Consider the following 25,036-nt stretch of genomic DNA (forward strand, 5'->3'; position numbering starts at 1 on the left):
GGCGGGCCCGCCGCGCCCCGAGTTCCCACGCCTGACCACCCGTGACCTACCTACTCGCAGCACACCCGGGGGAAGAGATGTTGAGCAGCTGGGGCCAGTTGGTGGCCCGCCGCAAGAAGCTGGTCCTGCTGGCCGCGCTCCTGTTCACGGCCCTCGCCGGCGCGCTCGGCGGCGGCGTCGCCGACGCGCTGGCCGCCGGCGGCTACACGGACGAGGACTCCTCGTCCGCCCGCGCCTCGGCCACCCTCGGCGAGCGCTTCGCCACCGGCGAGGCCAACCTGGTGCTGCTGGTGGACACCCCCGAAGGGGTGGACGCCCCGGCCGCGGCCACGGCGGGCCGCGAGCTGACGAAAGCGCTCGCCGCCGAGGAGGAGATCGCCTACGCCGAGTCCTACTGGACCCTGGGCCAGGCCCCCGCGCTGCGCTCAGCCGACGGCGAGTCCGCGCTGGTGCTGGCCCGCATCGTGGGCGACGAGACCGAGGCGCAGAACAGCGTCGGCGCGCTCGCCGAGCGGTACGAGGGCGAACGCGACGGCCTCGACATCCGCGTCGGCGGCGAGGCACAGGTGGCCGTCGAGATCAACGAGCAGACGCAACGCGACCTGCTGCGCGCCGAGTTGATCATCGCCCCGGTGGTGATGGTCATCCTGCTGCTGGTCTTCCGCAGCCTGGTCGCCGCCGCGTTGCCGCTGGCCATCGCCGCCGTGGCCGTGCCGGGCACCATGCTCATCCTCTATACCCTGACGCTCTTCACCGACGTCTCCTTCCTGGCCATGAACGTCACCATCGGTCTGGGACTCGGACTCTCCATCGACTACAGCCTCTTCGTGGTCAGCCGCTACCGCGAGGAGTTGGAGCGCGGCCTCGCCGTGCCGGACGCCATCGCCGCCGCGCTGGCCACCGCCGGCCGCACGGTCGCCTTCTCCGCGCTCACCGTGATGCTCTCCCTGGCCGGCCTGTTGGTCTTTCCGCTGTACTTCCTGCGCTCCTTCGCGTACGCCGGCATGGCCGTCACCCTGTTCGCCGCCGCCGCCGCGCTCGTGGTGCTGCCCGCGCTGCTGGCGCTCGTCGGCCCCCGCATCGACGCGCTCCCGGTGCTGCGCCGCCGACGCCCCGTCGTGTCCACCCGGCCCGGCTTCTGGCACCGGCTCGCCACCTTCATCATGCGCCGCCCGATCCCCATGGCCACCGGCGTGATCGCGCTTTTGCTGGTGCTGGGTTCGCCGTTCCTGCGGATCGAGTTCTCCCAGGCGGACGACCGGGTGCTGCCCGAATCCGCCGAGGCGCACCAGATCTCGGAGACCATCCGCCAGGACTTCCCCACCCGGGAGGCCGAGAGCCTCGACGTGGTCGCCTACCAGCCGGTGGACGAGGCCGCGTCCGACGGCTCCGAGGCGCTCGCCGACTATGCGACGCGGCTCTCCGAGGTCCCGCACGTCAGCCGGGTCGACGCGCTCACCGGCAGCTACGCGGACGGTGAACAGCTCGCGGGGCCAGGCCCGTTCGCCCAGCGGCACGCCGCGACCGACGGCTCGGCCAGCGTGCTGACCGTCGTCCCCGAGGTCGACCCGTTCAGCCCGGAGGCCGAGGAACTGGTGACCGCGCTGCGCGCCACCGGAGCGGCGTTCGACGTGGACATCACCGGGCCGGCCGCGGAGTTCCGGGACACCATGGACGCGCTGGGCGACTCGCTGCCGCTGGCCCTCGGCATCGTCGCCCTGGCGACCTTCGTGCTGCTCTTCCTGTTCACCGGCGGCCTGCTGCTGCCGCTCAAGGCGCTGGTGATCAACGCGCTCAGCCTGAGCGCCACGTTCGGCGCCATGGTCTGGGTCTTCCAGGAGGGCCATCTGCGCTGGCTGGTCGGCGACTTCATCCTCACCGGCGGGATCATCGCACCGGTCCCGGTGCTGGTGCTCTGCATCGCCTTCGGCCTGTCCATGGACTACGAGGTGTTCCTGCTGTCCCGGATCAAGGAGGAGTACGACCGGCACGGCGACAACACCACGGCGGTCGCGGTGGGCCTGGAGCGCACCGGGCGGCTGGTCTCGGCCGCCGCGCTGCTGGTCGCCGTGGTCTTCATCGCCTTCATCTCCTCCGGGATCACCTACGTCAAGCTGCTGGGCCTGGGCCTCGCCCTGGCCGTGCTGATGGACGCGACGCTGATCAGGGGCGTGCTGGTGCCGGCCTTCATGCGGGTGGCTGGCCGCGCCAACTGGTGGGCCCCCGGGCCGCTGCGCAGGGCGCACGCCAGGATCGGGCTGAGCGAGTCCGCGCCGCCCCTGGCCGGGGAGCCCCGGGAGCCCAGCGGCTCCGATGACGCGCCCGAGCGCGAGCGCGCCGACACCACGACGGCGTCCTCGGCTTCGTCCGCTTCCTCTTCCGCGTCCTCCTGAGCGGCCGATGCCCACCGACCAGGGCGCGCCCGCGCGCGCCGCGCTTGTCACCGGCTGCTCCTCCGGCATCGGCAGGGCCACGGCGCTGGCCCTGCACCGCGCCGGACATCGGGTCTACGCCACGGCCCGCCGCCCCGAGGACCTGGCCGAGCTCACCGCGCTCGGGCCCCGCCCACTGGCCCTCGACGTCACCGACGAGCCCACCATGGTCGCCGCGGTGGACGAGGTGGTGCGGCGGCACGGAGCCGTCACCACGCTGGTCAACTGCGCCGGCTACGGGCTCTCCGGCACCGTGGAGGAGGAGCGACTGGACGCGGTGCGGGACCAGTTCGAGACCAATGTGTTCGGCCTCGCCCGCCTCACCCAGCTGGTACTCCCCGGCATGCGCGCCCAGGGCCACGGCACCGTGATCAACATGTCGTCCATCTTCGGCCGCTACGCCGTGCCGGGCGGCGGCTTCTACCACGCCTCCAAGCACGCCCTTGAGGCGCTGAGCGACGCCCTGCGGTTGGAGGTCGCGCCCTTCGGGATCCGGGTGGTCCTGGTGGAGCCGGGCCCGGTGCGCACCCGGTTCGGCGCGCGCTATGTGGCCGGTCTCCACCCGGCGGCCGGGGGCTCGCCTGACCCTGGCTCGCATCCGCCGGGGGAGAACGGCCCCTACGGGGACTTCCGGCGCCGGAGCGCCGCGTACTACGAGGCGGTCTTCCACGGCGGCCGACGTTCGCTGGCCGGCTCCCTGGTCGTGAGCCCCGAGGACGTGGCACGGGTGGTCCTCCGGGCGGCGCGCGCCCGGCGCCCGCGCGCCCGTTACCGGGTCGGGCTGCTGGCGCGCACCACCGTGGGAATGCGCCGGGTCCTGCCCGACCGCGCGTTCGACGTGTTCGTGCGCCGTCAGTTCCCGGTGCCGTGAGCCGACCGGAGGGGCCCCCGGGGGCTTGACACCGGGCCGGCGGGCCGGGCGAGTGCGCTACCCTGTTTCCCATGCGTGCCGTTGGCCTCCTTCTTCCACGGCCGCGCTGAGCGAGACCTTCGACGCCGGCGCGGCCAGCCCCTCCTGTGCGAGGGGCTTTTTCATGGGCATGTACAGCCGGGGCCAGTGAGGACCAACGAGGCTTAGGGGACTTCGAGGACGATGAGCGAGACATACAAGTACGACGCCGCGCTGGCCGCCAGGATCGAGGCCCACTGGCAGGAGTACTGGGAGCGGCACGGCACCTTCCAGGCGCCCAACCCCGTCGGCGAACTGGACGGCGACGCGGCGCAGGCCGCCAAGCCGAAGAAGTTCGTGATGGACATGTTCCCCTACCCCTCGGGGGCCGGCCTGCACGTGGGCCATCCGCTCGGCTATATCGCCACCGATGTGTACGCCCGCTTCCAGCGGATGACCGGCCACAACGTGCTGCACACCCTGGGCTACGACGCGTTCGGCCTGCCGGCCGAGCAGTACGCGGTGCAGACCGGCACCCACCCCAGGGTCTCCACCGAGGCCAACATCGAGACCTACCGCCGGCAGGTCCGCCGGCTGGGCCTGGGCTACGACGAGCGGCGCTCGTTCGCCACCATCGACCCGGAGTACTACCGCTGGACCCAGTGGATCTTCCTGCGGATCTTCAACGCCTGGTACGACACCGAGCAGGGCAGGGCCCGGCCGATCGACGAGCTGGTCGCCGAGTTCGCCGAGGGCGAGCGGAAGACCCCGGACGGCCGTCCCTGGTCCGAGCTGACGTCCGTCGAGCGCGCCGAGCTGCTGGGCCAGTATCGGCTGGCCTACGCCTCCGAGTCCCCGGTGAACTGGTGCCCAGGGCTTGGCACCGTGCTGGCCAACGAGGAGGTCACCGCGGACGGGCGCTCCGAGCGCGGCAACTTCCCGGTCTTCAAGTCCAAGCTGCGGCAGTGGAACATGCGGATCACGGCCTACGCCGACCGGCTGCTGGCCGACCTGGACACCGTCGACTGGCCGGAGGCCATCAAGATCCAGCAGCGCAACTGGATCGGCCGCTCCGAGGGCGCCAGGATCGCGTTCCGGGTCGGCGAGGAGGGCTCGGGCGGCACCGGCACCGTCACCGTGTTCACCACCCGGCAGGACACCCTGTTCGGCGCCACCTATCTGGTGCTGGCCCCCGAACACCCGCTGGTCGACGACGTGTTGCCGGCCGCCTGGCCGGAGGGCACCAGGGACGCCTGGACGGGCGGCCACGCCACCCCCGCCGAGGCCGTCGCTGCCTACCGCCGCCAGGCCGGCGCCAAGTCCGACGTGGAGCGGCAGGCCGACGCCCGGGAGAAGACGGGCGTCTTCACCGGCGCCTTCGCCACCAACCCGGCCGACGGAGCGCGCATCCCGGTCTTCGTCGCCGACTACGTGCTGGTCGGCTACGGCACCGGCGCCATCATGGCGGTGCCGGCGCACGACAGCCGCGACTTCGCGTTCGCCCGCGCCTTCGAGCTGCCCGTGCGCTGCGTGGTCCAGCCCACCGACGGCCGGGGCACCGACACCGACACCTGGGACGACTCCTTCACCTCCCACGAGGCCACCCTGGTCAACTCGGGGAACGACCAGGTCTCCCTGGACGGGCTGAGCGTGCCCGAGGCCAAGGCCCGCACCACCGCCTGGCTCCAGTCGACCGGTCTGGGCGAGGGCACCGTCAACTTCCGGCTGCGCGACTGGCTGTTCAGCCGCCAGCGGTACTGGGGGGAGCCCTTCCCCATCGTCTACGACGAGGACGGCGTGGCCCACGCGCTGCCCGAGTCGATGCTGCCGCTGGAACTGCCCGAGGTGGAGAACTACGCCCCGCGCACCTTCGAGCCCGAGGACGCGGACACCGAGCCGGAGACCCCGCTGTCCCGGAACGAGGAGTGGACCCACGTCACCCTGGACCTGGGCGACGGGCCCAAGCGGTACCGCAGGGAGACCAACACCATGCCCAACTGGGCCGGTTCCTGCTGGTACCACCTGCGCTATCTGGACCCGCACAACGACGGGGAGCTGGTCGACCCCGAGATCGAGCGGTACTGGATGTCCCCCCGCGAGGGCATGGCGTCCGGCGGCGTCGACCTCTATGTCGGCGGCGCTGAGCACGCGGTGCTACACCTGCTGTACGCCCGTTTCTGGCAGAAGGTGCTCTTCGACCTGGGCCATGTCTCGGCGGCCGAGCCGTACCACAAGCTGTTCAACCAGGGCATGATCCAGGCGTATGTCTACCGGGACGCCCGCGGCTTCCCGGTCCCCGCCGCCGAGGTGGAGGAGCGCGACGGCGGCTACCACTACGCCGGCGAGGCGGTCACCAGGGAACTGGGCAAGATGGGCAAGTCCCTGAAGAACGTCGTCTCCCCGGACGAGATCTTCGTGGCCTACGGCGCCGACACCCTGCGGCTGTACGAGATGGCGATGGGCCCGCTGGACGTCTCCCGCCCCTGGGAGACGCGCGCCGTGGTCGGCCAGTACCGCCTGCTCCAGCGGATCTGGCGCAATGTGCTGGACGAGGCGACCGGCGAGGTGACCGTGGTGGACACCGAGCCCGACGAGGCCACCCTGCGGATCACCCACAAGGCGATCCACGGCGTCAGCCAGGACCTGGACCAGCTGCGGTTCAACACGGCGATCGCCAAGATCACCGAGCTGAACAACCATGTCACCAAGCTGGCCGAGGTGCCCAGGAGCACGGCCGAGACGCTGGTGCTGCTGGTCTCCCCGCTGGCGCCGCACCTCGCCGAGGAGCTGTGGCGGCGGTTGGGCCACGAGAGCAGCGTCGCCCACGAGGACTTCCCGCTGGCCAACCCGGTCCATGTCGCGGACGAGACGGTCACCTGTGTCGTCCAGGTGCGCGGCAAGGTGCGGGCCCGTCTTGAGGTGGTGCCCGGCATCGCCGAGAGCGAGCTGGAGCGGCTGGCGCTGGCCGAGCCGGCCGTCGTCCAGGCGCTGGGCGGCGCCGGGATCCGCAAGGTGATCGTGCGCGCGCCGAAGCTGGTCAACATCGTTCCGGCCTGAGCCACTTCCGTTCGGACGTTTCTTTGACGCCTCGGCCTTGGCCTTGGCCTTGGCAGGGCGATGCGTCGATGTGTGGCTCGGCCTGGGTGGATGTCAGGACGAGGGCCTACTCTGGAGGCATGGAGGTGGCTCTCGTCCTGTTCTTCTTTCTGGCGCTGACCTTTGTCGCGTCGGCCATCGCTGTGCGGCGCGGCGTGCGGGCGCTCCAGCGCCGGGCGACGGTCGCGCGGCAGGAGCTCCGTCGGCGTGCGGGGGATGCGGCGCTCTCCGCCCGGGCGGCCCAGCCGGGCGCGGTGGGCGAGGTCGCCCGCCTCCGCAAGGAGTTGCGGGCCGGTGTCGAGGGCACCCGCGCGATCCTGCTGGCCGGCGTCGCGCACGATCCCTCGCTCGGCGAGGCGCTCGCGCTCAGCGAGCAGCTCGCCGGCCATGCCGCACGGCTGGACGCGGAGCTGGCGTCGCTGGTCGCCGCCGGCGAGCGGGACCGCGCGGTGATCGCGGCGCGGCTGCCCGCGCTGCGGGAGCGCGCCGAGCGCATCCGTGCCTCCGCCTTCGCGCTGCGCGAGGCGGCCAACGAGCGCGCCCGACACGACGAGGGCGAGGATCTCGACACCCTCCAGGAGCGGATCGCGTTGGAGGCCAAGGCGCTGCGGCACTGGTCGCCCACCATCCCGGGGGCGGCGCGGCCGAGCCCGCCCGCCGGCCGGGCGGTCGACGGGCCGGCGCCCGGTTCCGGCGGTTCCGGGCCGGACGAGGCGCGCGGCTGAGGCGTTCCCCAACGGCGGTTCCGGACCGATCGCACCGTCGGCTCCGGGCCGATCGCGCCGTCGGTTCTGGACCGATCCGAGGCGGGGCGCCGGGCTCCGCTAGTCTCCGGTCCATGTCCCGCTCTGTCGCCATCATTACCGATTCCACGGCCTACCTGCCGAAACCGATGGTCGAGCGACACGGGGTGGTGGTCGTGCCACTGACTGTGGTCCTGGGCGGCGAGGCGCTGGAGGACGGCACCGAGACGGCGGCCCGGCGGCTGGCCCTGGCCCTCGGCCAGAAGCAGCCGGTGACCACCTCCCGGCCGAGCCCGGCCGAGTTCGCCGAGGCGTATCGCGAGGCGGCGGAGGCGGGCGCCCGCGGCATCCTCTCGCTCCATCTGTCCTCCGAGATCTCCGGCACCTATGACGCGGCGCTGCTGGCGGCCCGCGAGGCGCCGGTGCCGGTGCGGGTGGTGGACAGCGGGATGATCGCGATGGCGCTCGGCTTCGGCGTGCTGGCGGCCAGCGACGCCGTGGCGGCCGGCGGCTCCCTGGACGACGCGGTCGCCGCCGCCGTCAAGCGCACCGAGGCGACGCGGGCCATCTTCTACGTGGACACCCTGGAACACCTGCGGCGCGGCGGGCGCATCGGCACGGCGCGGGCCCTCTTCGGCTCGGCGCTGTCCGTGAAGCCGCTGCTCGAACTGTCGGGGGGCCGGATCGAGCCTCTGGAGAAGGTCCGAACGGCGTCCCGCGCCATCGCCCGCCTTGAGGAGCTGGCGGTGGAGCACGCCGGCGCGGGCCCCGTCGATGTCGCGGTGCACCACCTCGCGGCCGAGGAACGGGCCACCCAGCTCGCCGAACGGCTGCGCGGACGGCTGCCGGGCCTGGTGGAGCTGCATGTCAGCGAGGTGGGAGCGGTGCTGGGCGCCCACACGGGCCCCGGGCTCCTGGGCGCGGTGCTCTCGCCCAGGTAGAGCGGGCGCGCCAGCGGCTCCGCCGGGGCGGAACCGCGCGTCAGCGGCGGGCGTGCGCGATGGTGATGACGGCGCGCTCCAGGGCATAGCCCGGGTCGTAGCCGCCGCCCTTGACCGCCGCGTCCGCATCGGCGACGGCCCGCAGCGCCGTCGCCACCCCGTCCGCCGACCATCCGCGGGCCTGCTGCCTGGCCCGGTCGATCTTCCAGGGCGGCATCCCCAACTCCCTGGCCAGATCGGCCGGCCGCATCCCGCCGGGGGCACCGGCCAGCTTGCCGACGGCCCGAACGCCCTGCGCCAACGCGCTGGTGACCAGGACGGGGGCCACCCCCGTGGACAACGCCCACCGCAGCGCCTCCAGCGCGTCCGCCGCACGCCCCTCGACGGCGCGGTCCGCCACGGCGAAGCTCGACGCCTCGGCCCGGCCGGTGTAGTAGCGGGCGACCACCTCGTCGTCGATGGTGCCCTCGATATCGGAGGACAGCTGTGCGCAGGCCGAGGCCAGCTCGCGCAGATCCCCGCCGATGGCGTCCACCAGGGCCTGGCAGGCGGCCGGCGTGGCGCTGCGCCCCAGCGCCCGGAACTCCCCACGGACGAACCCCAGCCGATCGGCCGGCTTGGTCATCTTGGGGCAGGCCACCTCGACGGCTCCGGCCTTGCGCGCGGCATCCAGCAGGCCCTTGCCCTTGACGCCGCCGGCGTGCACCAGCACCAGGCTGATCTCCTCGGCGGGCGCCGTCAGATAGCCCTTGACGTCCTTGACGGCGTCGGCGGCGAGATCCTGCGCCTGACGGACCACCACCACCTTCCGCTCGGCGAAGAGCGAGGGGCTGGTCAGCTCGGCCAGCGTGCCGGGACGGAGATCGGGCGCCGTCAACTCCCGCACATCGGTGTCGGGATCGCCGGCCCTGGCCGCGCTGATCACATCCCGCACGGCCCGATCGAGCAGCAGCTCCTCCTGGCCCACCGCGAGCGTGACCGCGGCCGGACCGCCGCCGTCGTTCCTACTGCCCCTGCCAACCATGCCCCTCAGCATCCCATGTGCCACTGACAGGGGCGGGACGGACAGCGGGAGAATGGCCGGGTGACTGACGCGCGACACATCCTGGTGCTGCCCGACCGCGAGACGGCGGAGGAGGTGGCGGAGAAGGTGGCCGAGCTGCTGCGGCTGGCGGAGGAGCCCGAGCCGGTGCGGGACGCCCTCGCGGGCGAGGACGACGCGGAGGACGCCCAGTGGCTGGTGGTGGTGGAGGGCGAGGTGGCCGAACCGGCCGAGCTGGCCGCCATCGCCGAGGCCCACGAGGGCTGGCTGGAGAGGGACTGAGGCCCCCGGCTCGGGAGAGCACCGCCCGGCACACGCCGTGACGGCCCGGACACGGACTAGGACCATGGACCGATCCGGTGGCGGGGGTTCCCGAAGTAGCCTCGGGATCATGGCTGATCGTGCGGCGCAGCCGCGAACTCCGGAGCGGCGCAAGCAGGATGTGTTGACCAGGCTCACCGAGGACCAGGATGTCTGGGTGGCGACCGCCGATCCGGCGGGCGAGCCCTGCCTGGTGCCGCTGTGCTTCCTCTGGTGGGGAGAGACGTTGCTGATGTCCACCAGGGCGGGCAACCCCACGGCGCGGAACATCGACGTCAACGGGCGGGCCACCCTCAGCCTGGGGCACACCAGGGACGTGGTGCTGATCGAGGCCACCGCCGAGTCGGTGGCGCCCGAAGCCGTGGACGCGGCCGAGGCCGCCGCCTTCAAGAGCAAGATGGGCTGGGAGGCGACGAACCGGCCCGACTGGGCCGTGCTGCGTTTCCGCCCCCTGACCGTGCGGGCCTGGCGCGAGGCGAACGAGCTGCGCGGACGCCAGCTGATGCGCGACGGACAGTGGCTGGTCTGAGCACGCCCGCCGCGCACCACACCGCGCGGGGCGCCGGACGGGCTCTCGGCGACCGCGAGGGACCCGTCGGTGTCGGTGCGCAGCACCACGGCGCCCGAGGCGGTCAGCGCCTCGACGGTGCGCGGCGCCGGATGGCCATAGCCGTTGTCCGCGCCCGCCGAGATCAGGGCCAGCCGGGGGCGTAGCCGCTGGAGCAGCGGCGGGTGCTGGTGGCCCGAGCCGTGGTGCGGGACCTTGAGCACATCGATCTGCGGCAGCTCCGGGTTGGCCGCCAACAGCGCCTCCTGGCCCAGCGGTTCGAGGTCGCCCGGCAACAGGATGGTCAACCCGCCGCTGCGCAGCAACAGCGTGACGCTGGCGTCGTTGGCGCCAAGACCTCGGGCTCGGGCGTCGTCAGGCGGCCAGAGCACCCGCCAGCTCAGCTCGCTGCCCAGGCGCTGCTCCCCCAACGCGGCGGGCAGCACCGGGACGCCCGCCTCCGCCGCCAGCCGCGCCACCCGCTCCGCCTGGTCGGCGGGCTCCGGCAGTGGGCTCGTCCGGATGGCGGCGACCTCCCTGCCGCGCAGCACCCCGGACAGACCGGCCACATGGTCGGCGTGGAAATGGCTGAGCACGAGCAGCGGAACGTGGTGGACCTCCAGGCGCCGCAGGCAGCGATCCACGGCCGCCGGATCGGGACCGGCGTCGACCACCAGCGCCGTGTGGTCGCCGGCGGCCAGCACCAGCGCGTCGCCCTGGCCCACATCGCAGGCCACCAGCCGCCAGCCCGGTGGCGGCCAGCCGGTCAGCAGCCGAGGCAGCGGCGCCGGCCGGAACACGGCGACCAGCAGCAGCACCACGCCGACCACCGCCCCGGCGCGGCGCCTTGAGGCGCTGGCGCCCAGCACCAGCGACCCCGCGCTGACGGCGGTCAGCAGCGCGGCGCCCCACCAGCCGCCTGGCCAGGCCAACTCGGCGCCGGGGAGGGCGGCTCCGCCCCTGGCCACCGTCGCGATCCAGCGCGCCGGCCAGGAGGCCAGCCAGGCCAGGGCGGCGGCCAACGGCGGCAGCAGCGGAGCGCTGAGCAGCACCGCCCACCCCAGCACCAGGAGTGGCGCCACCACCGGCGCCACCAGCAGATCGCAGGGGATGGCCACCAGGCTCACCTGACCGGCGAAGACGGTGATCACCGGCGCGCAGACCAGCTGGGCCGCGCCGGCCACCGCCAGCGCCTCGGCGAGCCGGCCCGGCACCCCTCGGCGGCGCAGGGCGAGACTCCAGCGCGGCGCGAGCAGCAGCAGGGCGGCCGTGGCCAGGACGGAGAGCAGGAAGCCGAAGGACCGCGCCAGCCGTGGGTCGTGCAGCACGAGCAACAGGGTGGCGGCGGCCAGGGCCGGGAGCAGCGCTCGATGCCGGCCGGTGGCGATCGCCAGCAGCGCGATGCCGCCGCAGACCGCGGCCCGCAGCACGCTGGGGCCCGGCCGGCAGACCAGCAGGAACGCCACCAACAGCGCCCCGCCGAGCAGCGCCGTGCCGCGCAGCGGCAGGCCCAACCGCACGGCCAGGCCGCCGCGTTCGGCCCGGGAGGCGCTGGCGGGCGAGCCGACCAGCACGGCGAAGAGGATCGCGAGATGCCCTCCGCTGACCACGATGAGATGGCTGAGCCCGGTGGCCCGCACCGCTTCGGCCAGCTCGTCCGGGATGCCGGAGGCGTCTCCGACGATCAGCGCGGGCAGCAGCGCACGGGCGTCCGCCGGCAGCGCCGAGACGGTGTCGCGCAGTTGGGCGCGGAGGGCGCCGGCGAGCCGCTGCGTGGTGGAGGGGTCGGCGACGATCTCGGGATCCGACGCGTCGGAGACGCGCAGCACGGCGGCGAACTCGTCGGCCCGACCGGGGACGGGCTCTTCGACCCGGGCGGTCAACCGGAGTCCTGTGGACGGCAGCAGCGCGAGCCAGGGCTCGGCGGACTCCGCGGCCTGGACCACCACCAACACGGGGCTCGCCGTCGACCAGGCGGCGCCGTCGGCGGTGTCGATCCGGCGCGCCTCGGCGGTCAGCAGCACCGGACGTGGCCGCCCCGCGCGCTCCCTGGCCCGTCGTGGGTCCTCGCTGAGGGTGACCTCGACCGTGATCTCCTGGCCCACCAGCTCGGGCAGTGGCCCCGAGCCGACCGCGGCGCGATGGGACCCGGCCACCGCGCCGCCGGCCGCGGCGCAGAGCAGCGCCAGGCTGACGGCCGTCACCATGGGGCGTGGGCGGCGGCGCAGCGCCACGCCCAGCAGCACCAGGCCGGCCAGGCAACAGCCGATCGACCAACAGGCCGTGGCGCGCCCCGGCAGCTCCCAGGCGAGGGCGGCTGAAGCCCAGGCGGACGCGGCGGGCGGGACCAGCCGCAGATCCAGCGCACTCCCCTCCGGGCGGCCGGCCCTGGACGGCCGCCCGGAGGCTGGCGGGCCGGGCGGGCGGGGCGTCGGCGACGGCCGACGCTCAGAGGGTGACACGATCCCTCAGCTCGGCAAGGCGACGTTCGCCGATCCCCGTGACCTCGCTCAGCTGATCGATGGCGGTGAAGCCGCCGCGTTCCTGCCGATGGCCGACGATCTCCTGAGCCAGCACAGGGCCGATGCCGGGGAGCGCCTCCAACTGCTCGGGCGTGGCCGAGTTGAGGCTGACCGGCCCCGCCGGCGGCCCGCCCTGGCCCGGCGGTGGCGCCGCGACCCCGGGGCCGGCCATCGGCGCTTCGCCGCCCACCAGCAACTGCTCCCCGTCCACCAACAGCCGGGCCTGGTTGAGCCCTTCGGCGTCCTCGGCCGTCAGCGGCCCGCCGGCGGCGGCCAACGCGTCGGCCACCCGGGAGCCGGCGGGCAGTGGGTAGAGCCCCGGCGCCCGCACCTCTCCCGCCACATCCACCACCACATCCGGCAGCCGCTCGCCCCCGGCGGGGTCCGACGGGGCCGGCTCGCCCGCGTGGGCGGACACGGCGGGGTCGACGCGGGCCCCGTCGACCGGCTCGGCGACGGAGACCGCGCGGGCCCGCCCCGCCCAGAAGTGATGAGCGGCCAGCCCACCGGCGACGACCAGCACCACGAGCAGCGCCAGCAGCGCCCTCGGCTCCAGACCACAGCGAAGCCGCAGCCACGAGGGCATCCGCTCGGCGAACCCCAACCGCAGCCGAAGCCACCAGGACAGGCGAGGCCGAGCCGGTGGCGGCGAGCGATCGGCCTGGGAGTCCGCTACGGGCTTCTGCGACAGGGCGCCGCCGTCCGCCGGCGATCCCCCGGCGGGCGCCGCGTCTGTCGAGGTGTCGGGGAACAGCGCGGCGGCCCGGCCCGCCAGCGCCGGCGGGGCCGCCGCGCCAGCGCGGGCGAACCGGGACCGCCGCCGGGCGGCGTGCCGCCCGGGCCCCCGGCCCGGGGCACGCCCCGCCGCCCCGGCGGGCCCGGCCCCCCGCCCTCTCCCGAACCCGCCGGCGCCGCCGGCGCCGACCCGATCGTCCCGGCCGCTTCGGCCATCCTGGCTTTTCCACAGCTGTGTACTCATGGCCGGGAAGTTAGCCCGTTCTCACCCTCCGTGACGGACTGGCTCCAGATCTGTGGACAACCCGGCCGCTGTGGAAAACCCCGTCACCCTCCCGAGTGGATCGGGCCTCCCGAACGCATCGGACCCCCCCGCTCAGCCGGGGTCCTGGCCTGGCCCGGCGCAGAGCGGCCCCGGGCCCCGGGGCGGATGAGCAGGCGTCGGGCCCGGGCAGACGACGGCTCGACCCCGACCGAGACACGGGCGTTGGTCGCCGCCGCACCGCGCCGCTGAGGTGCGCCCGGGCATGACGAAGGGCCCCGGCCGTCTGTTCGGCGGTCGGGGCCCTTCGTTGAGTGATCTCGGTGGGCGGTGGGCACCGCACCCGCGTGGCGAACTTGGGATCAGCGTGGTGCCCGATGGGCGTCGGCCGGCGCGGAGAGAGGGGCCGCGAAAGCCGGGCCGATGCCGCTGTCGCGCCCGATCAGCCCTGGAGCGCGTTGACCCGAGCGGCCAGGGCGGACTTCTTGTTGGCCGCGTTGTTGGGGTGCAGCACACCCTTGCTGACGGCCTTGTCCAGCTTCTGGGAGGCGACCCGGCGAGCGGCCTCGGCCTGCTCGTAGTCGCCGTTGGCGGCGGCCTCGCGGGCCCGCCGGATCGCGGTCTTGACCTCGGACTTGACCGCCTGGTTGCGCAGCCGGGCCTTCTCGTTGGTCTTGATCCGCTTGATCTGGGACTTGATGTTCGCCACGAATGAGCCTTTGCAGGTTCGAGAAGATTCGAGGGAGCCGAGAGCGTTCGGCGCTCGAATGTTTCGGATGTATCGGTTCAGCAGCGGATGAACTCGTTGCTACCAGGTGGGTTACCAGGTGAAGCACCCCCGGCGGCCATCCCGCACCAGGGGCAGTGGACCAGCCTACCAGCGGCCCGGGAGGGCTTCCCCATCGGGCTCCGCCCGCCGCGCATGGGACCATGGGGGCGACCTAGCGATCCCAACGCCATCACCGACAGGACCCCGCGTGCCCGCGATCCCCTCGAACGCGCCGGAGCCCAGCCGCACCGCCCCGGCCCTGATTCGCAACTTCTGCATCATCGCGCACATCGACCACGGCAAGTCCACCCTCGCCGACCGGATGCTCCAGCTGACCGGGGTGGTCGACCAGCGGCAGATGCGTGCCCAGTACCTCGACCGGATGGACATCGAGCGCGAGCGTGGCATCACGATCAAGTCCCAGGCGGTCCGGATGCCCTGGGGCGCCGAGGACGGCACCGCCCATGTGCTGAACATGATCGACACCCCGGGTCACGTGGACTTCACCTACGAGGTGTCCCGTTCGCTGGCCGCCTGTGAGGGCTGCATCCTGTTGGTCGACGCCGCCCAGGGCATCGAGGCGCAGACCCTGGCCAACCTCTATCTGGCCATGGAGAACGACCTCACGATCATCCCCGTGCTCAACAAGATCGACCTGCCGGCGGCCCAACCGGAGAAGTTCGCCGCCGAGTTGGCGCATCTGATCGGCTGCGACCCGGGGGATGTGCTGCGCGTCTCGGCCAAGACGGGCGAGGGCGTCGAGGCGCTCCTCGACGAGGTGGTCCGGCAGGTGCCCGAGCCCGTCGGTGAGGCTGACGCCCCGGCCCGCGCGATGATCTTCGACTCGGTCTACGACTCCTACCGGGGCGTGGTCACCTACGTGAAGATGGTGGACGGACGGCTCGGCAAGCGCGAGCGCATCCAGATGATGTCCACCGGCGCCACCCACGAGCTGCTGGAGATCGGGGTGAACTCCCCGGAGATGACCGCCGCCGACGGCCTGGCCGTCGGCGAGGTGGGCTATCTGATCACCGGCGTGAAGGACGTCAGGCAGTCCAAGGTCGGCGACACCGTCACCCTCCAGCGCCATGGCGCGACCGTGGCGCTGGGCGGCTACAAGGACCCCAAGCCCATGGTGTTCTCCGGGCTGTATCCGCTCGACGGGTCCGACTATCCGGCGCTGCGCGACGCGTTGGAGAAGCTCCAGCTCAACGATGCCGCGCTGGTCTTCGAGCCGGAGACCTCGGCGGCGCTCGGCTTCGGCTTCCGGGTGGGCTTCCTGGGGCTGCTGCACCTGGAGGTCATCAGGGAGCGGCTGGAGCGCGAGTTCGGCCTCGACCTGATCGCCACCGCGCCGAACGTGGTGTACCAGGTGACGATGGAGGACGGCACCGAGTTCACCGTCACCAACCCGAGCGAGTACCCGGGCGGCAAGATCGCCGAGGTGCGCGAGCCGGTGGTGCGGGCGACGCTGATCGCGCCCAGCGAGTTCATCGGCGCGATCATGGAGCTGTGCCAGAACCGCAGGGGGTCCCTCCAGGGGATGGACTACCTCTCCGAGGAGCGCGTCGAACTGCGCTACACGCTGCCGCTCGCGGAGATCGTCTTCGACTTCTTCGACGCGCTCAAGTCCAAGACCAGGGGCTATGCCTCGCTGGACTACGAGCCCACGGGCGAGCAGACCGCCGCGCTGGTCAAGGTGGACATCCTGCTGCACGGCGACAAGGTCGACGCGTTCTCCTCGATCGTGCACAAGGACAAGGCGTACGCCTACGGCGTCAGGATGGCCGGCAAGCTGCGGGAGCTCATCCCCAGGCAGCAGTTCGAGGTGCCGATCCAGGCGGCCATCGGGGCGCGGGTGATCGCGCGGGAGACGGTGCGCGCCATCCGTAAGGACGTGCTCTCGAAGTGCTACGGCGGCGACATCTCGCGTAAGCGAAAGCTCCTGGAGAAGCAGAAGGAGGGCAAGAAGCGGATGAAGATGGTCGGCCGGGTGGAGGTCCCGCAGGAGGCGTTCATCGCCGCGCTCTCCTCCGACTCCGACGGGGGCGGCGAGGCGAAGGGGAAGAAGTAGTACAAAGGCCAGGGGCCCCTGACTGTTGTCCTCAACTCTTACATATGAGGGTTTTGCGGCTTAGTCTGTTCGCCCCAGCGGGAAGTTACCCGCAGGTCACCCCCGTTGTCATGCGCCACCCGGAGGAAGTCGTGAGCGTGAATGAGCAGGCCATGAAGAGTCGGCCCCCGTCCGTGGCGCACGTCTTCCTCGATCGGGTGGCCGCCACCCCGGAACGCGAGGCGTTCCGCTACCCGGTGCCCACCGCCGACGGCGGCCCCGACGAGTGGCGCGGCTACACCTGGGGCGAGGCCGGCACCCGCGTCCTCGCCATCGCCGCCGGGCTGATGGACCTCGGCGTCCTTCCCGAGGAGCGGGTGGCCATAGCCTCCAGCACCCGGGTGGACTGGGTGCTGGCCGACCTGGGGATCATGTGCGCCGGCGCGGCCACCACCACGGTCTACCCGCAGACGGACGCCGGGGAGACGGCTTACATCCTGGCCGACTCGGGCAGCCGGGTCGTCTTCGCGGAGAACGCCGAGCAGCTCGCCAAGGTCAGGGAGCGCCGCGCCGAGCTGCCCGAGCTGGTCCATGTCGTGGTGCTGGAGAGCGCCGACGCGGTCGCCGCCGACGGCGACCCGGACGGCTGGGTGCTCTCGCTCGCCGACCTCGCCGAGCGCGGCGCCCGCTATCTGGAGGGCAAACCGGACGCGGTCAAGGACACCGTCTCCGCGTTGAAGGGCGACCAGCTCGCCACCCTGATCTACACCTCGGGCACCACGGGCCGGCCCAAGGGCGTGCGGCTGCGCCAGGACACCTGGTCCTACATGGGGTACGGCATCGAGCAGATCGAGATGATGCGGCCCGACGACGTGCAGTACCTGTGGCTGCCGCTGGCCCATGTCTTCGGCAAGGTGCTGCTGGCCGGCCAAGTGAAGGTCGGGCATGTGATGGCCGTCGACGGCCGGGTCGACAAGATCATCGAGAACCTGCCGGTGGTCCAGCCCACCGTGATGTGCGCGGTGCCCCGCATCTTCGAGCGGGTCTACAACGGCGTGGCCGCCAAGGCGAAGGCGGGCGGCGGAGCGAAGTACAAGATCTTCACCTGGGCCGCCCAGGTGGCCAAGGACCACACGCGGATCTCCCAGGACACCTTCCGGCGCACCGGGCGGGCCTCCGTCCCGACCGGCCTGGCGATCAAGCACCGGATCGCGGACAAGCTCGTCTACGCCAAGATCCGCGCCGCCTTCGGCGGTCGGATGAAGTCCTGCGTCTCCGGGTCGGCGGCGCTCACCCCCGAGCTGGGCCTCTTCTTCACCGGCGCCGGCATCCCGATCCTGGAGGGCTACGGGCTCACCGAGTCGGCGGCGGCCAGCTTCGTCAACCGCCGGGAGGGCAACCGGGTCGGCACCGTCGGCAAGGCGCTGCCCAGCCTTGAGGTGCGGGTGGCGGACGACGGCGAGGTGCTGCTGCGGGGCCCCGGCATCATGGACGGCTACCACGGCCTGCCCGAACTCACCGCCGAGGTGCTCACCGAGGACGGCTGGTTCCACACCGGGGACATCGGAGAGGTGTCCGACGACGGCTTCCTCAAGATCACCGACCGCAAGAAGGACCTCTTCAAGACCTCGCTCGGCAAGTACGTGGCGCCGACCGAGATCGAGGGTCGGTTCAAGGTGACCTGCCCCTACGCCTCCTCGATGCTGGTGATCGGCGCCGGCCGGAAGTTCTGTTCCGCGCTGATCGCGCTGGACGAGGTCGCCCTGATGGCCTGGGCCAAGGAGAACGGCGTCACCGGCGACTACCACCAGGTCATCGTCGACCAGCGCACGGTGGCCCTGATCGACGGCTACGTCGAGCAGCTCAACGGCACCCTCCAGCGCTGGCAGACGATCAAGTCCTTCCGGCTGCTGCCCCGCGAGCTGGACGTCGAGCACGGCGAGTTGACCCCGAGCCTCAAGCTCAAGCGGCCCGTCGTCGAGGGCGAGTACCAGCACCTGATCGACGACATGTACCCGACGCCGTAGGGCACCGACCGGTCAGTCCACCAGATCCCGCACCAGGGCATCGGCCAGCAGACGGCCGCGCAGCGTGAGCGCCGCGCGGCCGTCGGCGTACGCGTCGGGGCGCAACAGCCCGTCGGCCAGCGCGCGTTCCGCTGCCGCGCGCCCCTCGGCGCGCAGCAGCGTCAGCGGGCAGCCCTCGACCAGCCGCAGCTCCAGCAGCACCCGCTCCACCCGCTGGTCCTCCGGCGTGAGCACCTCCCGCCCGGCGCCGGGCGAGCGCCCCTCGGCCAGGGCCTGCGCGTACGCTCCCGGATGCTTGACGTTCCACCAGCGCAGCCCGCCGACGTGACTGTGCGCGCCGGGGCCCGCGCCCCACCAGTCGGCGCCCGTCCAGTACAGCTCGTTGTGCCGACAGCGGCCGGCCGGGGTGGTGGCCCAGTTGGACACCTCGTACCAGGAGAAGCCGGCCGCCGACAGCACCGCGTCCGCCTGGAGGTAACGGTCGGCGTGCACGTCGTCGTCCGTCATCGGCACCTCGCCGCGACGCACCCGCTGCCCGAGCCTGGTGCCCTCCTCCACGATCAGCGAGTAGGCGGAGACATGGTCAGGGCCGGCGCCGATGGCGGCGTCGAGGGACGCTCCCCAGTCCGCCTCGCTCTCGCCTGGGGCGCCGTAGATCAGATCCAGGTTGACATGGTCGAAGCCGGCGGCCCGCGCCTCGGCGACGGCCAGCTCGGGGCGGCCTGGCGTGTGGGTGCGCTCCAACAGCCGCAGCACATGCGGGCGGGCGCTCTGCATCCCGAACGAGATCCGGTTGAACCCGGCGGCGCGCAGCGCGACCAGCCCGGCGGCGTCCACCGAATCCGGGTTGGCCTCGGTGGTGACCTCCGCGTCAGGGGCGAGGCCGAACTCCTGGCGCACCGCGTCCAGCATCCGCCCCAGATCGGCCGGGGGCAGCAGGGTGGGGGTGCCGCCGCCGACGAAGACGGTGGCGACCCGGCGCGCGTCGTCCCCGAGCACCTTCCTGGCCAGCCGGACCTCCTCCGTCAGCACCGCCGCGTAGTTCTCCCGGGAGGCCAGCGCCCCACCGGAGCCGCGCAGCTCCTGGGCGGTGTAGGTGTTGAAGTCGCAGTAGCCGCAGCGGGTCGCGCAGTAGGGCACATGCAGATAGAAGGCGAGCGGCCGATCGGCGGCGCCGGCCAGCGCGGACGGCGGCAGCGCGCCGTCGTCGGGCATGGGCTCACCATCGGGCAGGGCGGAGGGCATACCGCCATTGTCCGTGATCCGCCGAGCGGTGCCCTCCGGGGGTTGGGCCGCCCCACCCCACCGCCCCGCCGCCCGGCGGCGGCGTCGGGCGGCGGGGGTGGGCGCTCGGAGGCGTGGGCCTGTGGGGTTCCGCCTGGCGCGTGCTGTCCGACGCCGTCTTAAGGAGCGGTGGCTCGGGGCTGTGCTCGTCGGGCTTCTGCTGACGGGCCTTCGTCCACCGTCCGCTCCGCTGCCGCCCGGCGTGTGCTGTTCGCCCTTGCGCGCGGACAGGCGTCGCGGGGCTGTCGTCGTCGGGCTTCCGTCCGACGTCCGTGGTCCGCTCGCTTCGCTTCCGTCCGGCGCGTGTCGTCCGTTCCGCTGCCGTCCGACGTCCGTGGTCCGCTCGCTTCGCTTCCGCCCGGCGCGTGTCGTCCGTTCCGCCGCCGCCTGCCGCCTGCCGCCTGCCGCCTGCCGTCCGTTCCGCTGTCGCCCGGCGCGTGCCGTCCGCTTTGTCCCTGGTCGTGTTCGTCGGGCAGGGCCTAGTTGACGGGCCCAGCCGGGCCGCCGACCGTGACGTGGTCGATCAGGTGCTCGACCGGGCCGAGCAGGGCCGGGTCGAGGTCTCGGAAGTTCCGTACGCCGCGCAGCACCCGCTGCCAGGCGGCGCCGGTGTTGGGGGGCCAGCCCAGCGCCTGGCAGACGCCCGTCTTCCAGTCCTGGCCGCGCGGCACCTCCGGCCAGGCGGGAATGCCGACCGCCGACGGCTTGACCGCCGCCCAGATGTCGACGAACGGATGCCCGACCACCAGCACCAGGTCCTCGCCGTACTCCGCGCGCACCGCGTCGGCGATCCGCGACTCCTTGGAGCCCGGGACCAGATGGTCGACGAGCACGCCCAGCCTGGCCTCGGGCGACGGCCCGAACTCCCGGACCACCGACGGCAGATCGTCCACCCCCGCCAGGAACTCCACCACCACGCCCTCGGCCCGCAGATCGTCGCCCCAGACCCTTTCCACCAGCTCCGCGTCGTGCCGGCCCTCCACAAAGATCCGACCGGCGCGCGCCACCCTGGCCCGCGCCCTGGGCGGCGCCACCGACCCGGAGGCGGTGCGCGCGGGGCGCTTGGGCGCCGCCTGCGCGGGGCGCACCAGCGTCACCTCGCGCCCCTCAAGGAGAAAGCCGCGCGGCGCCATCGGGAAGACCCGGTGGCCGCCGAACCGGTCCTCCAGGGTGACGGTCGGCCCCTCGGCCGTCTTCTCCCAGCGGATCACTGCCCCGCAGAAGCCGGTGGTCACCTCCTCGACCACCAACCCTGGGTCGGCCGGCACCTCGGGCACGGCCCGGGGGCGCTTCCACGGCGGGGTCAGATCCGGGTTATAGGAACGCGCGCGCATGCCCTCATTCGATCACGCCGGCGTCCCGCCCGGGGCGACCCCGGCGCCGCCGAAGCGCGCCGCCAGCGCGGCCCGTTGGGCGCGGACGAACGCCGCGTCCACCACCGCGCCATGGCCGGGCACATAGCGGGCGGCAGGGCCGCCGGCGGCCAACAGCCGGTCGAGCGCGGCCGGCCAGCGCGCGGGTTCGGCGTCGGAACCCGCCTGGGGCTCGCCCGACTCCTCCACCAGATCGCCGCAGAAGACGACCCCGGGGGCATCCTCGCCGTCCGTGACCAGCACGGCCAGATCGTGGCCTGAGTGCGCGGCGCCCAGGTTCAGCAGGGTGGCCCGCCGACCGTTGCCCAGCGGCAGCACCAGGCGTTCGTCCACCAGCCGGTCAGGCGCCGGGAGCGCACGCCGGGCGCGTTCCGCGTCGGCCGGATCGAGGCCGTGCCTGACCGCGTCGGCGGTCACCGTCCGATCGCTGGCCAGCCAGGGCGGGGTGCGCCCGTCGGCGGCCAGGCGCTGGGCGCCGGGGAAGGCGCCGGCGCCCAGCAGATGATCGAAGTGCGGGTGGGTGACCGCGAGCCAGCGCACCGGCACGGCCGGCCGCCCGACCAGCTCCGCCAGCTCCCGACGCAGCTGGTCACCCACGGTCAACGAGGGGCCGGCGTCCACCAGCAGCACCCCGTCCTCGCCGACCACCGCGCCCACCGTCTCGTCCCAACCCGGCAGCCGCCGGCGCCAGATTCCCGGCGCGATCCGCTGCCACGCGCCGCTCGTCCCGTCCCGCACGCCGTCCTCGCTCGCCATGGCGGCGACGCTATCGGGCTTGGCGCCGGCTCCGTGCCGGCTCGGCGCGGGCCCGACCCGTTCTCGGTTCGGTCGTCGCCGCTCGTTCCCTGGGCGGGCTACCCCGCCGTACACTGGGTCAGGTCCTGGCACTCCGAGCGGCTGAGTGCCAGTGGGACTCCAGTGGGAGAACCCAGTGGGGCAGCTCAGTGGGACATCGGGGAACGGATGGGCCGGACGGGAGGTGTGCGGCGTGCTCAGCGAGCGCAGGCTTGAGGTGCTGCGGGCCATCGTCCAGGACTACGTGGGCACCGAGGAGCCGGTGGGCTCCAAGGCGTTGACCGAGCGGCACAACCTCCAGGTCTCGCCGGCCACCGTGCGTAACGACATGGCCGCGCTGGAGGAGGAGGGCTATATCGCCCAACCCCACACCAGCGCCGGCCGGGTGCCCACGGACAAGGGCTACCGGCTCTTCGTCGACCGCCTCGCCGGCGTCAAGCCGCTGTCGTCGCCCGAGCGCAGGGCGATCCAGAACTTCCTCGACAGCGCGGTCGACCTGGACGATGTGATCGCCCGCACGGTGCGGCTGTTGGCGCAGCTCACGCGGCAGGTCGCCGTCGTCCAGTACCCGTCCCTCAGCCGCTCGACGGTCCGCCATGTGGAGTTGCTGGCGCTGGCCCCCGCGCGGGTGATGCTGGTGCTGATCACGGACACGGGCCGCGTCGAACAACGCATGATCGACTGCCCGGTGCCGCTCGGCGAGACCTCGCTCGCCGATCTGCGCGCCCGGCTGAACAGCCGGATCGTCGGCCAGCGCTTCCCCGATGTGCCGCGTCTGGTGGCCGATCTCCCCGAGGCGTTCGGCCTGGACGAGCGGGGTGCGGTCTCGACGGTGCTGGCCTCCCTGTTGGAGACTCTGGTGGAGGAGACCGAGGAACGGCTGATGATCGGCGGCACCGCCAACCTCACGCGTTTCGGGCAGGACTTCCCGCTCACGATCCGGCCGGTGCTGGAGGCGCTGGAGGAGCAGGTGGTGTTGCTGAGGCTGCTGGGTGAGGCGAACGGCTCGGAGATGACCGTGCGTATCGGGCATGAGAACGCTCACGAGGGCCTCACCTCCACATCGGTTGTCTCGGTCGGCTACGGTTCAGGAGACGAAGCGGTCGCGAAGCTCGGCGTGGTCGGACCGACCCGGATGGACTACCCAGGAACGATGGGAGCGGTGCGCGCAGTGGCACGGTACGTCGGACAAATCCTCGCGGAGAACTAGGTGGCGACGGACTACTACGCGGTCTTGGGCGTGCAGCGAGACGCCTCCCAGGACGAGATCAAGAAGGCATTTCGCCGGCTGGCCCGGGAGCTGCACCCGGATGTGAACCCGGACCCGAAGACGCAGGAGCGGTTCAAGGAGATCAACACCGCGTACGAGGTGCTCTCCGATCCGCAGAAGAAGCAGATGTACGACCTCGGCGGCGATCCGCTCGGGGGCGCTTCGGGCGCGGGCGCCGGATTCGGCGCCGGCTTCGGCAACTTCTCCGACATCATGGACGCCTTCTTCGGCACGGCGTCCCAGCGCGGCCCCAAGTCGCGTACCCGGCGCGGCCAGGACGCCATGATCCGGCTGGCCATCGACCTCAACGAGGCCGCCTTCGGCACCACCAAGGAAATCCAGGTGGACACCGCCACGGTGTGCAACTCGTGCAACGGCGAGGGCGCGGCGCCCGGCACCTCGGCGCAGACCTGCGACATGTGTCGCGGTCGCGGCGAGGTCTCCCAGGTCACCCGCTCGTTCCTCGGCCAGGTGATGACCTCCCGGCCCTGCCCGCAGTGCCAGGGCTTCGGCACGGTCGTGCCCACGCCCTGCCCGGACTGCGCCGGCGACGGCCGGGTCCGCACCCGGCACACGCTCAACGTCAAGATCCCCGCCGGCGTGGACAACGGCACCCGGATCCAGCTGGCCGGCGAGGGCGAGGTCGGCCCCGGCGGCGGCCCGCCCGGCGATCTCTATGTGGAGATCCAGGAGAAGCCGCACGCGGTCTTCCAGCGCAGGGGCGACGATCTGCACTGCACGGTCACCATCCCGATGACGGCCGCCTCCCTCGGCACCCAGGTACCGCTGGAGACGTTGGACGGCCAGGAGGAGTTGGACATCCGCCCGGGCACGCAGTCCGGCCAGTCCATCCCGCTGCACGGCCGGGGCGTCACGCATCTGCGCGGCAACGGCCGGGGCGATCTGGTGGTGCATGTCGAGGTACAGACCCCGGGCAAGCTCGACCCCGAGCAGGAGGAGCTGCTCCGGCGGCTCGCCAAACTCCGTGGCGAGGAACGGCCGTTGGGCCAGTTCCAGCCGGGACAGCAGGGCCTTTTCTCCCGCCTGAAGGATGCGTTCAACGGGCGATGAGCAGCGCGCCCGTCTTTCTGGTCGAGTCCCTGGCGCACGCCGACGCGGGTGCGCCGCTGACGCTGGACGGCCCCGAGGGGCGTCACGCGGTGGCGGTGCGCCGGCTGCGGGTCGGCGAGGAGATCGTGCTCAGCGACGGCGCTGGCGCCGGCGCGCTGGGCCGGGTGGCCGAGGTCGCCGGGCGTGACCGGCTGACGGTCGAGGTCGTCGAGCGCCGAGTGGAGCCCGCGCCCGCCGCCCGGATCACGGTGGTGCAGGCCCTGCCCAAGGGCGACAGGGGCGAGTTGGCCGTGAGCACCATGACGGAGACCGGCGTGGACGCCATCGTGCCCTGGTCCGCGTCCCGTTGTGTCACCCAGTGGAAGGGCGAGCGCGGCGCCAAGGCGCTGGAGCGCTGGCGCGCCGCCGCCAGGGAGGCGGCCAAGCAGGCCCGCCGGCTGCGGGTGCCGGCGGTGCCTGAGCCCCTCAACACGGCGGGCGTGGCCCGCCTGTTGGCCGACGCCGCGTTCGCCGGCGTGCTGCACGAGTCCACGGACCTGCCGCTGGCCACGGCCGCGCTGCCGCCCGAGGGCGATCTCGTGCTCGTGGTGGGCCCCGAAGGGGGCGTCACCGAGGCCGAGTTGGCCGCCTTCACGGCGGCGGGCGCCACCGCGTACCGGCTCGGCCCCACCGTCCTCCGCACCTCGACGGCCGGCCCGGCCGCCGCCGCGGTGCTGCTCACCCGCACAGGCCGCTGGAGCTGACGCCCGCCCGGCGGGGGTCGAGCCACGGGCCGGCCCAGGCCCTGGATCCCGGCCGATGCCCATGGCACGGTGCTGCCCGTGCTGGGCGGCCTCGGCGCCCGGCCAGGGCGCCGGTCCCGGA

At 73.1% G+C, this 25,036-nt stretch carries 18 protein-coding genes and 1 pseudogene; 12 read left to right on the plus strand and 7 right to left on the minus strand.

Annotated features, from left to right (window positions below):
- Positions 1 to 77 precede the first annotated feature (77 nt).
- The 5 genes from K4G22_RS22060 (at position 78) to K4G22_RS22080 (ending at position 8,101) form a co-directional block, all read left to right on the plus strand.
- Entirely contained in the window at positions 78 to 2,393 is a 2,316-nt protein-coding gene (locus K4G22_RS22060) for an MMPL family transporter (protein WP_228082073.1), read from the plus strand.
- A 7-nt stretch (positions 2,394 to 2,400) separates the two neighbouring features.
- Entirely contained in the window at positions 2,401 to 3,303 is a 903-nt protein-coding gene (locus tag K4G22_RS22065; RefSeq protein WP_228082074.1) for an SDR family NAD(P)-dependent oxidoreductase, read from the plus strand.
- A gap of 222 nt (positions 3,304 to 3,525) precedes the next feature.
- Positions 3,526 to 6,378: a leucine--tRNA ligase gene (gene leuS, locus K4G22_RS22070; RefSeq protein WP_228082075.1), complete on the plus strand. Its 2,853-nt coding sequence runs from the start codon at positions 3,526 to 3,528 to the stop codon at positions 6,376 to 6,378.
- A gap of 119 nt (positions 6,379 to 6,497) precedes the next feature.
- Positions 6,498 to 7,142, plus strand: a complete 645-nt coding sequence (locus tag K4G22_RS22075; protein ID WP_228082076.1) for a hypothetical protein — start codon at positions 6,498 to 6,500, stop codon at positions 7,140 to 7,142.
- Between the two features lie 113 nt (positions 7,143 to 7,255).
- Positions 7,256 to 8,101: a DegV family protein gene (locus K4G22_RS22080; protein WP_228082077.1), complete on the plus strand. Its 846-nt coding sequence runs from the start codon at positions 7,256 to 7,258 to the stop codon at positions 8,099 to 8,101.
- Positions 8,102 to 8,141: 40 nt separating this feature from the next.
- Here K4G22_RS22080 and holA read toward each other — a convergent pair whose 3' ends face one another.
- Positions 8,142 to 9,137, minus strand: a complete 996-nt coding sequence (gene holA / locus K4G22_RS22085) for a DNA polymerase III subunit delta (protein WP_322785161.1) — start codon at positions 9,135 to 9,137, stop codon at positions 8,142 to 8,144.
- A gap of 48 nt (positions 9,138 to 9,185) precedes the next feature.
- On the opposite strand from holA, the gene K4G22_RS22090 reads away from it, so the two are divergent.
- Together K4G22_RS22090 and K4G22_RS22095 are read left to right on the plus strand one after the other, a co-directional pair.
- Positions 9,186 to 9,425: a hypothetical protein gene (locus K4G22_RS22090; protein ID WP_228084188.1), complete on the plus strand. Its 240-nt coding sequence runs from the start codon at positions 9,186 to 9,188 to the stop codon at positions 9,423 to 9,425.
- A 109-nt stretch (positions 9,426 to 9,534) separates the two neighbouring features.
- Positions 9,535 to 9,993, plus strand: coding sequence for a pyridoxamine 5'-phosphate oxidase family protein (locus K4G22_RS22095; protein WP_228084189.1), 459 nt, complete (start codon positions 9,535 to 9,537; stop codon positions 9,991 to 9,993).
- Positions 9,994 to 10,271: 278 nt separating this feature from the next.
- Here K4G22_RS22095 and K4G22_RS22100 read toward each other — a convergent pair.
- From K4G22_RS22100 to rpsT, 3 genes and pseudogenes are all read right to left on the minus strand, one after another.
- Positions 10,272 to 12,218 (minus strand): annotated as a pseudogene (locus K4G22_RS22100) (ComEC/Rec2 family competence protein); the annotation flags it as partial.
- Between the two features lie 241 nt (positions 12,219 to 12,459).
- The gene (locus tag K4G22_RS22105; protein WP_228082078.1) at positions 12,460 to 13,512 is read right to left on the minus strand and encodes a ComEA family DNA-binding protein; all 1,053 of its coding nucleotides are present in this window, start codon (positions 13,510 to 13,512) and stop codon (positions 12,460 to 12,462) included.
- A gap of 460 nt (positions 13,513 to 13,972) precedes the next feature.
- Entirely contained in the window at positions 13,973 to 14,239 is a 267-nt protein-coding gene (gene rpsT, locus K4G22_RS22110) for a 30S ribosomal protein S20 (protein WP_228082079.1), read from the minus strand.
- A 268-nt stretch (positions 14,240 to 14,507) separates the two neighbouring features.
- Between rpsT and lepA the strand changes: the two genes are divergently transcribed.
- Positions 14,508 to 16,373: a translation elongation factor 4 gene (lepA, locus tag K4G22_RS22115; protein WP_228082080.1), complete on the plus strand. Its 1,866-nt coding sequence runs from the start codon at positions 14,508 to 14,510 to the stop codon at positions 16,371 to 16,373.
- Between the two features lie 152 nt (positions 16,374 to 16,525).
- Positions 16,526 to 18,379, plus strand: coding sequence for an AMP-dependent synthetase/ligase (locus K4G22_RS22120; RefSeq protein ID WP_228082081.1), 1,854 nt, complete (start codon positions 16,526 to 16,528; stop codon positions 18,377 to 18,379).
- A gap of 12 nt (positions 18,380 to 18,391) precedes the next feature.
- Here K4G22_RS22120 and hemW read toward each other — a convergent pair whose 3' ends face one another.
- From hemW to K4G22_RS22135, 3 genes are all read right to left on the minus strand, one after another.
- Entirely contained in the window at positions 18,392 to 19,624 is a 1,233-nt protein-coding gene (gene hemW / locus K4G22_RS22125) for a radical SAM family heme chaperone HemW (RefSeq protein WP_228082082.1), read from the minus strand.
- Positions 19,625 to 20,142: 518 nt separating this feature from the next.
- Positions 20,143 to 20,997: a DUF3097 domain-containing protein gene (locus K4G22_RS22130; RefSeq protein WP_228082083.1), complete on the minus strand. Its 855-nt coding sequence runs from the start codon at positions 20,995 to 20,997 to the stop codon at positions 20,143 to 20,145.
- A gap of 12 nt (positions 20,998 to 21,009) precedes the next feature.
- Positions 21,010 to 21,792, minus strand: coding sequence for an MBL fold metallo-hydrolase (locus K4G22_RS22135; protein ID WP_228082084.1), 783 nt, complete (start codon positions 21,790 to 21,792; stop codon positions 21,010 to 21,012).
- Positions 21,793 to 22,024: 232 nt separating this feature from the next.
- Between K4G22_RS22135 and hrcA the strand changes: the two genes are divergently transcribed.
- The 3 genes from hrcA to K4G22_RS22150 are packed head-to-tail and all read left to right on the plus strand — an operon-like array spanning position 22,025 to position 24,915.
- Positions 22,025 to 23,041 (plus strand): heat-inducible transcriptional repressor HrcA, encoded by a 1,017-nt coding sequence (hrcA, locus tag K4G22_RS22140; RefSeq protein ID WP_228082085.1) that lies wholly within the window; start codon positions 22,025 to 22,027, stop codon positions 23,039 to 23,041.
- Positions 23,042 to 24,172, plus strand: a complete 1,131-nt coding sequence (dnaJ, locus tag K4G22_RS22145) for a molecular chaperone DnaJ (protein WP_228082086.1) — start codon at positions 23,042 to 23,044, stop codon at positions 24,170 to 24,172.
- Positions 24,169 to 24,915 carry a 16S rRNA (uracil(1498)-N(3))-methyltransferase gene (locus K4G22_RS22150; RefSeq protein WP_228082087.1) on the plus strand — a complete coding sequence of 249 codons (747 nt, stop codon included), beginning with the start codon at positions 24,169 to 24,171 and terminating at the stop codon, positions 24,913 to 24,915. The genes dnaJ and K4G22_RS22150 overlap by 4 nt, the downstream gene beginning before the upstream one ends.
- Positions 24,916 to 25,036: the final 121 nt, after the last annotated feature.

The sequence above is a fragment of the Streptomyces profundus genome, assembly GCF_020740535.1.
Taxonomy (GTDB): Bacteria; Actinomycetota; Actinomycetes; order Streptomycetales; family Streptomycetaceae; genus Streptomyces; species Streptomyces profundus.